This is a genomic window from Labrys sedimenti, from assembly GCF_034424805.1.
Lineage (GTDB): Bacteria > Pseudomonadota > Alphaproteobacteria > Rhizobiales > Labraceae > Labrys > Labrys sedimenti.
On sequence record NZ_JAXOUF010000009.1, the window covers coordinates 164,564 to 177,181 of the forward strand.

At 64.1% G+C, this 12,618-nt stretch carries 10 protein-coding genes; 4 read left to right on the forward strand and 6 right to left on the reverse strand.

Annotation, left to right across the window (positions count from 1 at the left end; genetic code table 11):
• Window positions 1–9: 9 nt before the first annotated feature.
• Window positions 10–1,587, reverse strand: coding sequence for an exodeoxyribonuclease VII large subunit (gene xseA / locus U1R88_RS23445; RefSeq protein ID WP_322433424.1), 1,578 nt, complete (start codon window positions 1,585–1,587; stop codon window positions 10–12).
• A 158-nt stretch (window positions 1,588–1,745) separates the two neighbouring features.
• On the opposite strand from xseA, the gene U1R88_RS23450 reads away from it, so the two are divergent.
• Window positions 1,746–2,765, forward strand: a complete 1,020-nt coding sequence (locus tag U1R88_RS23450; protein WP_322433425.1) for a zinc-dependent alcohol dehydrogenase family protein — start codon at window positions 1,746–1,748, stop codon at window positions 2,763–2,765.
• Between the two features lie 232 nt (window positions 2,766–2,997).
• Complete coding sequence (locus U1R88_RS23455) at window positions 2,998–4,161, forward strand: winged helix-turn-helix domain-containing protein (protein WP_322433426.1); 1,164 nt, start codon at window positions 2,998–3,000, stop codon at window positions 4,159–4,161.
• Between the two features lie 88 nt (window positions 4,162–4,249).
• Here the strand turns inward: U1R88_RS23455 and U1R88_RS23460 are convergent, their stop codons facing one another.
• On the reverse strand, window positions 4,250–6,244 hold the full coding sequence (locus U1R88_RS23460) for a M1 family metallopeptidase (protein ID WP_322433427.1): 1,995 nt from the start codon (window positions 6,242–6,244) through the stop codon (window positions 4,250–4,252).
• A 248-nt stretch (window positions 6,245–6,492) separates the two neighbouring features.
• Between U1R88_RS23460 and U1R88_RS23465 the strand changes: the two genes are divergently transcribed.
• Window positions 6,493–7,530 (forward strand): GlxA family transcriptional regulator, encoded by a 1,038-nt coding sequence (locus tag U1R88_RS23465; RefSeq protein ID WP_425545474.1) that lies wholly within the window; start codon window positions 6,493–6,495, stop codon window positions 7,528–7,530.
• A gap of 32 nt (window positions 7,531–7,562) precedes the next feature.
• Here U1R88_RS23465 and U1R88_RS23470 read toward each other — a convergent pair whose 3' ends face one another.
• Both U1R88_RS23470 and U1R88_RS23475 read right to left on the reverse strand, forming a co-directional pair.
• Window positions 7,563–8,000: a glyoxalase/bleomycin resistance/extradiol dioxygenase family protein gene (locus U1R88_RS23470; RefSeq protein ID WP_322433429.1), complete on the reverse strand. Its 438-nt coding sequence runs from the start codon at window positions 7,998–8,000 to the stop codon at window positions 7,563–7,565.
• Between the two features lie 34 nt (window positions 8,001–8,034).
• Complete coding sequence (locus U1R88_RS23475) at window positions 8,035–8,463, reverse strand: tautomerase family protein (protein WP_322433430.1); 429 nt, start codon at window positions 8,461–8,463, stop codon at window positions 8,035–8,037.
• Window positions 8,464–8,581: 118 nt separating this feature from the next.
• Between U1R88_RS23475 and U1R88_RS23480 the strand changes: the two genes are divergently transcribed.
• Complete coding sequence (locus U1R88_RS23480; protein WP_322433431.1) at window positions 8,582–9,190, forward strand: TetR/AcrR family transcriptional regulator; 609 nt, start codon at window positions 8,582–8,584, stop codon at window positions 9,188–9,190.
• 131 nt (window positions 9,191–9,321) lie between these two features.
• Here the strand turns inward: U1R88_RS23480 and U1R88_RS23485 are convergent, their stop codons facing one another.
• Both U1R88_RS23485 and U1R88_RS23490 read right to left on the reverse strand, forming a co-directional pair.
• Window positions 9,322–11,520, reverse strand: coding sequence for a patatin-like phospholipase family protein (locus tag U1R88_RS23485; RefSeq protein ID WP_322433432.1), 2,199 nt, complete (start codon window positions 11,518–11,520; stop codon window positions 9,322–9,324).
• A gap of 576 nt (window positions 11,521–12,096) precedes the next feature.
• Window positions 12,097–12,573, reverse strand: a complete 477-nt coding sequence (locus U1R88_RS23490; protein WP_068291726.1) for an Lrp/AsnC family transcriptional regulator — start codon at window positions 12,571–12,573, stop codon at window positions 12,097–12,099.
• Window positions 12,574–12,618: the final 45 nt, after the last annotated feature.

Here is a 12,618-nt window from a genome sequence, read left to right on the forward strand (position 1 = left end):
GAGCCAATTCTAATCGTCGAACAGGCTCGGTTGGGGGCCGGGCTTTTCACTCTTCGCCTTGGCTTTCGTCGGTGCCGGTGACGGCGGCGAATTGCCATTGCCCACGATGACATGGCCGTCAGCAAATTGCAGGTCAAGGCTCGAGGCAGCCTGCGCGGAGGCAACATTGCGTATGGGTCGGCCTTCCTCGTCGCGTACCAGCGCAAAACCGCGCTGCAGTACGCCCTGGTAGGAATAGGCCTCCAGCAGCACGGCGAAGCGGCCGAGCCTTTCGCGCTGGGCCGATGTGCGCGCGGCTGCGGCCTGCAGCAGGCGGCCGGCGAGGGTCTGCAGGCGCTCGCGCCCGGCTTCGCTGCGGCGGGACAGCAGCAGTGGCGTGAGCTGTGCCGCACGGCCGGTAAAGGCCTCGCGCTTGCGGGAGAGAGCGATGCGCGCCGAAGCCTCCAGGCGTTCGGCGACGGCATGGAAGCGATCGCGGCTGCGGTCGAGCCGGTTGGCCGGGCTCTGTGTCAGCAGCCGGCGGGTCAGGGCGTCGTAGCGCTGGTGGTGGCGGCGGGTGTTGAGCGTGAGCGCATGCACCAGGCGGCCGGCGGCAAGGTCGAGTTTTTGGCGCGGCGTCGCGAGCAGGGCCTCGCCACCGGGCAGGGCCCGGCCGAGATTGCGCAGGTCCTGGCGCCGGCGCTCGATCATGCGCAGCGCATGGCCGGTGAGGCGGGCACCGAGATCGTGCAGGTTGGCGAAGAGGTCGGCCCTGACCGGCACCGCCATCTCGGCGGCGCCGGTCGGCGTCGGGGCCCGGCGGTCGGCGACGTGGTCGATCAAGGTCCAGTCGGTCTCGTGTCCCACGGCCGAGATCAGCGGGATCGAGCATGCCGCAGCGGCTCGCACCACGATTTCCTCGTTGAACGACCACAGATCCTCCAGGCTGCCGCCGCCGCGCGCGATGATCAGCACGTCCGGGCGCGGGATGGGGCCGCCTGCCGGCAGGGCGTCGAAGCCGGCGATGGCATTGGCGATCTCGGCAGCCGAGGTCTCGCCCTGCACCCGTACCGGCCAGACGATGACCCGGCGCGGAAAGCGGTCGGTGATGCGATGCAGGATGTCGCGGATCACGGCGCCCGTGGGCGAGGTGACCACGCCGATCACCCGCGGCAGGAAGGGCAGGGAGCGCTTGCGCCCTTCGTCGAACAGGCCTTCGGCCGCAAGCTTACGGCGGCGCTCCTCCAAGAGCGCCATCAGTGCGCCGAGACCCGCCGGTTCGAGCCGGTCGATGATGATCTGGTAGGAGGACTTGCCGGGGAAGGTGGTCAGCCGGCCATGGGCGATCACCTCCATGCCTTCCTCGGGGCGCTGGCGCAGGCGGGCGAGATTGCCCTTCCAGATCACCGCATCGATCTTGGCGCCTTCGTCCTTGAGGGCGAAATAGGCGTGCCCGGAAGCCACCGGGCCGCGATAGCCCGAAATCTCGCCCCGCACGCGCACATAGCCGAAGGCATCCTCTACCGTACGCTTGAGGGCGCCGGAGAGCTCGGAGACGGACCATTCGGGGGCGTTGGAGGGCTGAGAATCAGGGGATATGTCGGGCATGGCGATATCTTATACGGAGCGTGGACATCTTGTCCGCTCTTCACTCTGCCCCTGAAGGTCCGTGCTCGAGGCAAATGTCAACGATAAGGCCACTATCCCGCAGATACGAATCCGGCCTAGAATTGTATGAACAATCAAGACGACAAGCGGAGGCAACGATGAAGGCGGTGCGGCTCGACGCGGTGGGAGAGCTTTTTCTCAAGGATGTGGAGAGGCCCAAGCCCGGGCCGGGGGATCTCCTGGTGCGGGTCGAGGCCTCCGGCATTTGCGGCACGGACCGACATCTGCTCAAGGGCGAGTTTCCCTCCAAACCGCCGGTGACCCTGGGCCACGAATTCTGCGGCATCGTCGAGGAGGTCGGCCCTGACGTGCAGGGTTTTCGTGCCGGCATGCGGGTGACGGGGGATCCCAACATCGTGTGCGGGCGCTGCGTGCACTGTCAGAACGGGCGGATCAATCTGTGCCACAATCTCACGGCCATCGGCATCCATCGCGACGGGGGGCTGGCCGACTATGTGATCGTGCCGCAGCAGCAGGCCTATGAATTGCCCCTGTCGCTGAAGGCCAGCCATGGCGCCTTCTGCGAGCCGATCGCCTGTTGCCTGCACGGCATCGACATCGCCAATATTCAGGCCGGATCCTCGGTGATCGTGCTAGGCGGTGGCGTGATCGGGCTGATCACGGTGCAACTGGCCAGGCTCGCCGGAGCGGCGCGCGTGGTTCTCTCCACCCGCCAGGCCGTCAAGCGCGAGCTGGCGGAGCGCGTGGGCGCCACCGCCAGCATCGATCCGACGCAGGGTGACTTCATCGCCAACGTCACCGGTCCCGACGGCCTGCTGCCCGGCGGCGCCGACGTGGTGATCGAATGCGCCGGCGTGGCCGAGACGGTGGAGCAGTCCTTCCAGCTCGCCCGTCCCGGCGGCACGGTGGTGATCCTCGGCGTGATGGCGCAAGGCGAGAAGGTGGCGGTCGAGCCCTTCGACATCCTGTTCCGCGAGCTGAAGGTGTTCGGTTCCTTCATCAACCCCTTCACGCATCGGCGGGCGGCCGAACTGGTGGCCAGCGGTGCCCTCAAGCTCGATGAGCTGATCTCGCGCGAGGTCAGGCTGGAGGAGGTCCCCGCCATCATCGCAAGGCAGGCCGGGCCTGGCGAGGTCAAGATCCTCTACGTGCCCTGACGGACTGTCGGACCGTAAACGTTTCGTGAACAAAATGGTGGCGCAGGGCTGGCGACTCGGCCGGGAAAACCTATCTTGTTGGGCATGAAGGCTGGGACCGCGGTCGACAGCCACATTGAATTTCGTTCAATGTGGCGGCCACGTCCGCTCTTCCCTTCCCGAGAGCGCGACGTTTCCAAGAGCGGACGGGACGTCCGCGGTCCCAGCCGCTCCGCTTTGAAATGAAGCTTCCATGCCCCGTAAACCGCCTTTCATCGACAAGACGCAGGCCCGGCGCATCTGGCTCCGGGCCCAGCGCCTCGACAGTCTCTCCCCCTTCGGCGACGGACCGCAGGCCACCCCCGCTGCGACGGCGCATCTGGGCTATGTGCAGATCGACACCATCAACGTGATCGAGCGCAGCCATCATCACATCCTGTGGACGCGCATTCCCGACTATCGGCGCGACCATCTCGTGCAGGCGCAGAGCGCCGACAAATCGGTGTTCGAATATTGGACGCATGCGCTGTCCTATATTCCCACGGCGGATCTGCGCTACTTCCTGCCCGACATGAAGGCCTATCTCGACAAGCCCAATGGCTGGTTCGAGAGCGTGTCGAAGGCGGACCTGCGCAAGGTGATGACCTTGATCCGCAAAGGCGGGGCCCTCTCCATCCGCGACATCGACGATGACGTGCTGGTGGAGAAAACCCATCCTTGGGCCAGCCGCAAGCCTTCCAAGAAAGCCCTCCAGCTTGCCTTCTATACCGGCGCGCTGACCATCAGCGCCCGCGACGGCATGCTCAAGAGCTATGAGCTGATGGAGCGCCATTTCGGCTGGGCCGAGCAGCGCGACCTCAGGCCCAAGCCGGCCACCGAGCGCCAGCGGCTCGACTATGTCATCGACCGGGCGCTGCGCGCGCAGGGCCTCGTCAGCCTCGATTCGATCTGCCATCTCGATGCCGGCCGCAAGGGCGCGGTGCGCGAGCGCCTCGAAAGCCGGGTGCGGCGCAAGCTGCTCGTTGCCGTCGAGGTGGAAGGCGCGGGCAAGACCGAGCATTGGGCAACGCCCGAAACGCTGGCCAGTGCCGCAAAGGCGCCGCCCGCCGAACTCGTGCATATCCTCTCACCCTTCGACCCCCTGGTGATCCAGCGCAAGCGCCTGAAGCTCTTCTTCGACTATGATCACCGCTTCGAGGCCTATGTGCCGAAGGAAAAACGGGTTTTCGGCTATTTCGCCCTGCCGGTGCTGGTGGGCGAGGACATCGTGGCGGCCATCGATCTGAAGACGGATCGCGCTGCCGGCAAGATGCTGATCCAGCAATGGAACTGGGTGGGCGAGGGCGACGGCGCCGCCCACAAACCGGCGATCGAGGAAGCGCTGGGACGGTTCGAGGCCTTCCAGCTAGCGGAGTGAAACCGGAATCGTGAGGGCGACTCTGCCTGCGATCTCAGAAAAATCCGGAAATTGCCGTGCCCTTTCACGGGCACGGCAGAACGGCGCGCTATTCGGTGTCGGCGCGCAGCTTGTCGTTGTCGCGGTTCCGGTCGGGGAGCTTGTGGTCCGGATCGAGCGTGGCCTGCACCACTTTCTTGCCGGGCTCGACGATGACGGTGGTCGCGGCCTGCCGGATCCAGCTTTCGGCGGGCAGGCGATAGTCGCGATGGCCGCCGTCGGCGAAGTCGACCCGCAGGGTGACCGGCATGACCAGCTTGTCATGGCTACCGATGGTGATCGCGGTGCCCTTCGGCTCCTTGGCCTTGCTGTCCTTGTCCTTCTCGTCGGTCGCCGGTGCGATCTTGTCGATGGCGAGGTCGAGCGTCCAGTTGTTGTCGTACCAGCCGCGCCACCACCAGGAGAGGTCCTCGCCGGCGCTGCTTTCCATCGCCCGGAAGAAATCGTCCGGCTTGGGATGCTTGAAGGCCCAGGCGGCGGTGAACTGACGGAAGGCGGCGTCGAAGCGCTCCGGCCCGAGGATCTGCTCACGCAGCAGGACGAGGCCGAGCGCCGATTTGAAATAGGTCACGGGGTGGCGGTATTTCTCGATCACCGTGTCGGCGCGCGAGAGGATCGGCGGCGCCTCGCGGTCCTTCAATACCTCGATGATCTCGTCGACGGGATTGCCGCCGCCCGGCGCATATTCGACATCGCGTTTCGGCGCATATTCGCCGTGGTTGAAATCGTCCGATTCATAGACGTCGATGAAGGTGTTGAAGCCTTCGTCCATCCAGGCATCGCGCCGTTCGTCGAAGCCGACGACCATCGGGAACCAAGTATGGCCGATTTCATGGGCGGTGACCCAGAACAGGTCCTTGGTCTTGTCGCCGATGCCGTCGAAGAGCAGGCCGGGATATTCCATGCCGGCGAGATCGTCGGGGCCGGCGATATTGACCGCGACCGGCCAGGGATAGGGATACCAGCGGGCCGAGAAGCGTTCGACCGCGTCCTTGAGATATTCGGTCGAGCGGCCCCAACGCTCCGCAACCTGGCTCTCGGCCGGGTAGAAGGACATGGCCAGAGCCGATTTGCCGGCCGGCAGGTTGATGCGCGCGGCGTCCCAGGCAAAGGCCGCCGAGGCGGCGAAAACAGCATCGCGGCTGTTCTTCATCTGATAGTGCCAGGTCAGCGTGCCGTCCTTCTTGGGACGCGACTTGGGATCGTCGATCTCCTGGACGCTGCGGATCATCACGGTCTTGTCGCTGGCGCGGGCCTTCTTAAGCCTGCCTTGCTGCTCGGAGGTCAGCACTTCTTGCGGGTTCACCAGTTCGCCCGAGCCCGCGACCAGCATGGCGCTCGGCGCCGTCACCCAATAGTCGAAATTGCCATAGTCGAGATAAAACTCCTGGGCGAGATAGGGCAGCGTATCCCAGCCGCGGATGTCGTCGTAAACGGCCATGCGCGGATACCATTGGGCAATCTCGTAGACGGGCCCGGCCTTGGCCCTGCCCCAGCCCATGCGCCCGCCCCACTCGCCGGGAATGGTGAAGTGATAGCGGATATGGAGCTTGACCTGCCCACCCTTGGGCGCCAGGGGCGTCGGCAGGGCGATGCGCATGCGCGTGTCGCTGACGGTATAGGGAACCGGAGCTGCCTTGCCGCCGCCGATCGCGACGCTGTCGAGGACGAAACCCTCCGTCGTGCCGTCGCGCGCCTTGCCGTTGGCGTAGCCGCTGCGGCTGTCGGCCTTGTAGATGTTCTGGTCGAGCTGCAGCCAGAGCTCGGTCAGCCGGTCGGGGCTGTTGTTGGTATAGGTGATGACTTCATCACCGCTGACGGCCGGCTGGTCGGGCTGAAGGGTCGCATGAATCTGATAATCGGCCTTGTTCTGCCAATATTGAGGACCGGGCAGGCCATCGGCCGAGCGATAGGCGTTGACGGCCTGCGTCATCGGACGCGGGGCAAAGGTTTCCCGAGGCTGATACTGTGCCAGGGCCGGCGTGGCGGCCAGGCAAAGGAATACAATCGAAGAAAGGCGCGCGGGGCGCAGTCTACGGCGCAAGAAGTGTCGGTATGTTTCTACCATATTCATGGAAATACCTGCTGTCGATGGACTGTCCCCTCCATCCCAATCGGATATCCCCGATCGCTTCTTAGAGCATGAACGCTTTCCTCGCCATGGCTTGTATGACTGGCGCACCAGAATTGCGCCATCGGCTGGAGGCAGCCCGATCCCGGTATCTTGCCGGCCCTCGTCGGCATGAATAGAATGGATGCGTCGATCGGATGTTATATGTGCGACGTCCCGACATGGGAGGCCCAGGCGTGAGCGAAGCGGGGACAAGGAAGCCGGTCCGGCCCGAGAAGCGGGCGCCGCGGCTGTCCGTCGGCTTCATCCTGGCGCGGCACTTCACCCTGAATGCCTTCGCCAATTTCGTCGACGTGCTGCGGCTGGCGGCCGATGAAGGCGATCGCAGCCGGCCGATCCGCTTCGAATGGAGCGTGCTGTCCGACACCATGAGCCCGATCGCCTCCAGCAGCGGCGTGGTGATTGCCCCCACCGAGAGGCTCGGGGAACCCGGCAAGTTCGACTATATCGTGGTGGTGGGCGGGTTGATCGACGAGATCCCCAAACTCAGCCCCGCTTATTCGCGCTATCTCCAGCGGGCCGCCGCGGCGAAGGTGCCGCTCGTCGGCGTGTGCACGGGCGCTTTCATCCTGCACCATGCCGGGCTGATGGACGGCTATCGCTGCTGCGTGAGCTGGTTCCACCACACCGATTTCCTGGAGCAGTTCGACGGTCTTCAGCCGGTGTCCGACCAGATCTTCATCGTCGATCGTGATCGACTTACCTGTCCGGGCGGTGCCAGTGCGGCCCATCTGGCGGCCTTTCTGGTCGAGCGGCATCTGGGCAAGGCCGCCGCGACCAAGAGCCTGCACATCATGATGATCAACGGGGCGGAGGTCGGCGAGGCACCGCAGCCGAGCCCGACGCTCGATTTCAACACCTCCGACCCCTTCGTCAGGAAGGCGCTGCTGCTGGTGCAGCAAAGCCTGGATGCGCCGCTCTCCGTCGGCCAGATCGCCCGGCATCTGGGAATTACCAAGCGCCGCCTCGAACGCCATTTCGAGAGCGCGCTCGCCACCTCGCCACGTGCGGCCTTCATGGAGATGCGGCTGTCGCTCGCCCGGCATATGGTCGAGACGTCCAACAAGTCCTTCGCCAAGATCGCCATCGAGTGCGGCTTCTCGGATTCGGCCCATTTCAGCCGGCGCTTCCGCCAGCGATTCACGACGACGCCGAGCGAATTTCGCAAGGAGCGGCAGGACGGGCAGGATGTTGCGTGAAGCCTTGGGCCGAGGCTCCCGGTCGGCGATGATCAGCCGTCGATCGCGCGTCCGGTTGCAGGACTGTCATGCCCACCGTCCGCACAATCGAGCATCCACTGCACGCCGAAGCGATCGGTCAGCTTGCCAAAAAAGCTTCCCCAGGGCTGTACCGCGAGCGGCGTCGTGACCGTGCCGCCATCGGCCAGGCTGGCGAAGAGGCTGGCGGTCGTGCCGCGGTCACGCATGATCAGCATGTGGGCGGAGCCGCGCATCGCCTCCGCGTCCTGATTGTCCGAGGCAAAGAACAGGATGCCTGGCCCCTCGAAACGGGCATGCATCACTTTTCCCCGCATTGCCTCGTCGGCAAGAGGGATGCCGAGGTCGCCATGGCGCAGCAGGATCGAGGCCCGCCCCAATCCGCATTGGGCGTAGAAGGCGAGCGCTTCCTCGCAATGCCGGGTGAAGAACAGGTAATTGGCAAGCTGCATGGTTCATCCCCACCGAGGTGCCGGACCTTCGAAATCAATGGCTTGGTGAAGCAGCCTGAATGGCATCGACGAGGTCGTTGTTGCCGAGACCGCGGCCGGCGATGCCCCACGCCCATTCGGGCGCGTAGACGATGTTGGTCCAGATGTGCTCGCGTTTCAGCCGGCCTTCGGCTGCATGTTCCAGGATATCCGTCGCTTTTTCGATGAAGGCTGTTTTCGCCTCGGGTGAAGCCAGGGCGATCTCGGGCAGCTTGAGTTCGATGAAGGCGGCGGGCGCCGGTTTTCCCGCGGCGAACACGTGGTCCCGCGCAAGCACGTTGATGGTGCCGACGATATTGGCTGTCATGAAGTTGTTGCCGGTGAGGCCGGAGACTTCGAGAAGCGCGTTCGTCAAGGCGGCAAAGGCCTCGGCCTGAGCCTGCGGGGACAGCAGGCCTTCCGGCAGGGTGAGTGTGATCGGCATCGAAAGCTCCTTGTTCGACTGATGGTTGGTACCTTATATATCGATTGCTCTCTATGGATACGGACCGATCACTCTCTTTGCAAGAAATAAAGAGTGATCACTCTCAATGGGTGACGCCATGCGCTATAACGCCGAGCATAAACGGGAAACCCGGGAGCGGGTGATCGCGGCGGCAGGGCAAATCTTTCGCAAGGAAGGCTATGGCGGTGCCGGCATCGATGCGCTGACCAAGGCGGCCGGCGTGACCAATGGCGCCTTCTACGGCCATTTCAAATCGAAGAGCGAAGCCTTTCGCACGGCCGTGCTGACGGGACTGGAAGAGCTGCGACAGGGGATAGCCGCTTTGAGAGCGGAGCAGCCACGCGGATGGCTGAAGAGCTTCGTCGGCTATTATCTCGGTTACAAGCGCACCTGCGGTCTGGGTGAGGCCTGTGCCCTGCCAAGTCTGTCGCCCGATGTCATGCGCGCGGATGACGAAACACGGCGTGCCTATACGGCCGAGTTGAAGCGCATCGTCGCGGAGGTTGCCGGCGGTCTGCCCGAGGATGCAGGACAGACGCGATCAGGCCTTTCAAAGGAGGACAGGTCCATCCTGCTGCTCGCCATGCTCAGTGGCGGCGTGACGCTCGCCCGTGCCGTTTCCGATCCGGACCTCTCCGAGCATATTGCGGGTCTCATCACCCGAACGGTGCTGGCGGTGGAAAGCCCGGACCAGGCGCTTCCATGATCCGACCCCGATCCTGTTCCGGTGCTGAGGGGGCGGCGATGGTTGCGGCAACCGGGGCGGAGCCGGGCGACGTCAAGATAGGGCGCCTGTCCTGAAGCGTCGGCGAGCCGCACGAACTCGTATCGCCGCGGCTATAGCCCCATCACATATCTGAACAGGCGGGCAAGGTCCCTTTGGCTGGTCCGCAGGCTTTCCATCGGGGTATTGGGCAAGGGCGATATGGAGTCGTCCAGGCAGACGGCGTCGCTGCCCTGGAATACGCCGTTGGCGATATGAAAGCCCAAGGCGCGATAGGCCTCGAACTGTTCTTCCGAGAAGAACTGATCGCCCGTGGTCTCATGGGGGAAAGCCCCGTAGCGCCGGCCGTAGTCGCGGATGTAGTCATTCTCGTCGCCGCTGAGCGAGGATTTGAGATAGAGCAGGCAACCCTTGTAGCCGTCGCCGTAGTCGATGGTCCCGAGCGCGGCATGAGGCCCGCTTCTGCAATCGCCGGTGCCGGCATTGGCGCCCATATGGCTGCGCGTGGTGGTGGCGATAGCCTGCCAGGGCAGTGAAATCCGAATGCCCAGATCGATGCGGGCATAGCGCTGCAGCCTCACGAAAGAACCGAACGTCATGCCGGCATCGGCTTCGGCGTCGGCCAGGATGATCACCCGGCAGCGCCGACGCAGCAGTTCATAGATACCCAGATTGTCGATGTGGCCGCCGTCGGTCAGATAGATCGAGTCCATCTTCTCCGACAGCAAGCCGAAGACCTCCGCTCCGAGATAGAGCCACCCCTGCCGATTGAACCAGCCCTTGAGGCGCTGCCAGCCATGAAGAGGGGGGGGCGATGCGGTGAGCTTATAGGGATTGGTCAGCCAATAACCGAGGCGGGCATTGAGAAGTGCAAGCGTGAAGGTCAGCGGGCGGATGGAGTTGGCGCCCATGTTGGAGGAAACTGCCGCCCCGGAAATGGCGATCGCTCGCGCGAGGTCCAGTGATATCTCGCTCCGCTCCAGTTGCTGCATGCTGGCATATCCGGTGGCCGCACTACCAGTGTACAGGGGCGAGAAGATGAAGAAATCCGCATCACGGCCTCTCTTGTTGAGATAGTGCGAACCCTGAAGGTTCACCGTGGCGTTGATCAGGTGATAGGGCGCGTAGACCGGGTCGAGGCTGCTCACCTTCCGGGTGTCGTCCGGCGGAAAATCGGGGCTCCGCGGATCGAACAGGAAGGCCTTGCCGATACGGTCGCGATAAAGTTGGTGGAGCGAATTGGCGTTTCCGCGCAGGCGCGAGACGCCGATGAGGCCGAACAGGCCCAGCGCGCCGTAAACGATGGCGGCGTCGTAGCGGCCCGCCACTGCCAGCCAGCCGGCGAGCCAGGACAGCCATGCCGGCCGGTTCAGCGTCGGCTCATGCAATGACAGGCCGGTCATGCCCCAATAGCAGAAGTCAAGATAGAGCAGCCACAGCAGCAAAGGCAGGACCAGGGCGGCCACCCACACCACGGCCTTGCCTGCGACACGGCCGATGATGGCGCTTAGGCTGCCGGCGACTTTGGCACGGTCGAGCAGCGGGACCAGCTTGTCGTAGAACAAGGTGACGGCGGCTGCGATCGGCACAAGGATCGACTGGATCCAGGTCGCCAGGGCGCCGAAGCCTTGATGTTCGAACAGAATCTGCAGGGCTAGGCGCTGGATGTCGAGCGCGAAGACGGCGAGTGTTGCGCCCAGGAGCCAGACGGGCGCGACGCGTCGCTCGGGTGCGCCTCTTTGGTTGATTTGCGAACGGTTGATCGCCCATATCGCATAAGCCAGGAACAACACGCCAGCCGCGACGAGACTGGGTAGAAGATGCGCAGGCTTCCCAAGCGGCAGCCGCCAGCCAAAGATGTGCAGACTGTCGAGTTCGAGTGCACTGGGATTGAAGAACACCGTAATGGCGGCAAGGAGGAACAGTGCCGTCAGCACGATGAGTCCATTGGCGGCGATACCACGCAGGACGACCGTGGCGGACCGGAAGACGTCGGGCAGGCCGTTGGGAATGAGGTAGTTGGAATAGTCGCGGATGCGTCCGACCACCTTGGTGTCCGCGATCTCCTGGGGCGCCGGTGTCACGGGAGAGGGCGCGCTGGCAAGGAGGCACTCTCCATTGCTGCGCGTCAGGGTCGAGGTCAGAGCGCTGCCGGTGAAGCCGCCGCCCGATACCGTCGACAGGTAGTCTATCCGTTTCAGAAGGCGGTTGGAGGTGACGGCCTGCACGACGCCGAGCGCGAAGGCTGCGGACCGCACGCCGCCGCCGGACAGGGCCAGCCCGACGAGTTCGCGCTTCTCGTCTGGGGGCACCGTGGGCGCGTTTGGATCGCGCGGGGGAGGTGTGGGCGGCGCTGGCATGCCCAGCGGCGGGGGGCCTTGCCATGGCGGACCGGGGTCTGAGGGCCAATCCGACCCGGAAGGGGGCTGCGAAGGCTGTTTGCGCCGGCCGAGTATGGCTTGATATTCCTTGTCGAGAACCAGGCGAAGGGGATCGTCTTCCGCAATACGCTCCAGGCCTCTTCGAGTGGCCGTGGGCAGCGGATCGTTCGCCAATTTGGCAATGGGAGGACGGGCTTCCACTTCGGCCTGGAGCCGTCGAAAGTGCTCGCTGCCAGGCTCGGCGCCGCCTTGCGCTTCGGTCCCTCGGTCTTCCGGTTCGGCCACTGCTCCCTCCATCCGGGTTGGGGACAGGCAGTTCGTTCGAAGATGGTCGCGTACCGGAAAATCTTTGCCAGACTCAGGAGGAATTCAAGGCTCTGCAATCTCGGCGGAAGGACGATGTCACGGACGGTTCACGCGGCGGCTCCCCACGCGTGGTCGTCAGCCATCTTGCGCTGCCGTCGTCGCGTTCGCGTAATGCCCTGAAAAAGCGTAGTCGCGCACGGTTCAGGGCACCAGGTCGGTGTCCTTGACCGATTCCATCACCACGAAGGTGGAGGTGTTGGCGACATGGGGCAGGCTGGAGATACGCTCGCCCAGCACCTGGCGGTAGCGGCGTATATTGGCGGTCCGCACTTTGAGGAGATAGTCGTAGGAGCTTGCGATCATGTGGCATTCCTCGACTTCCGGGATCTTGAACACGGCCGCGTTGAAGGCCTTCAGCGCGGCCTCGCGCGTGTCCGAAAGCTTCACCTCCGTATAGGCGATATGGTCGAGGCCCATCTTGCTGGAGTCGAGAATAGCGCGGAAGCCACGGATATAGCCCTCGTCGATTAAACGCTTCAGGCGCTGATGACAGGGCGTCTTGGAAAGCCCAATCTTTTCAGACAGTTCGGTGATGGACATGCGGCCGTTCTCGACCAATGCATCGATGATCTTCCGGTCGAAACTATCCAGATTTCCTGTTTCTGCTACCTTTGCCATTCAGTATTCCTGCCTCAGGCCTAAACATAAGAGATAATGCCTATG

Bases quoted from the DNA above. Each gene is read 5' to 3' on its own strand.
- U1R88_RS23450 (WP_322433425.1), top strand. From the start codon at position 1,746: ATGAAGGCGGTGCGGCTCGACGCGGTGGGAGAGCTTTTTCTCAAGGAT.
- U1R88_RS23465 (WP_425545474.1), top strand. From the start codon at position 6,493: ATGGGAGGCCCAGGCGTGAGCGAAGCGGGGACAAGGAAGCCGGTCCGG.
- U1R88_RS23470 (WP_322433429.1), bottom strand. From the start codon at position 8,000: ATGCAGCTTGCCAATTACCTGTTCTTCACCCGGCATTGCGAGGAAGCG.
- xseA (WP_322433424.1), bottom strand. From the start codon at position 1,587: ATGCCCGACATATCCCCTGATTCTCAGCCCTCCAACGCCCCCGAATGG.
- U1R88_RS23490 (WP_068291726.1), bottom strand. From the start codon at position 12,573: ATGGCAAAGGTAGCAGAAACAGGAAATCTGGATAGTTTCGACCGGAAG.
- U1R88_RS23480 (WP_322433431.1), top strand. From the start codon at position 8,582: ATGCGCTATAACGCCGAGCATAAACGGGAAACCCGGGAGCGGGTGATC.
- U1R88_RS23455 (WP_322433426.1), top strand. From the start codon at position 2,998: ATGCCCCGTAAACCGCCTTTCATCGACAAGACGCAGGCCCGGCGCATC.
- U1R88_RS23475 (WP_322433430.1), bottom strand. From the start codon at position 8,463: ATGCCGATCACACTCACCCTGCCGGAAGGCCTGCTGTCCCCGCAGGCT.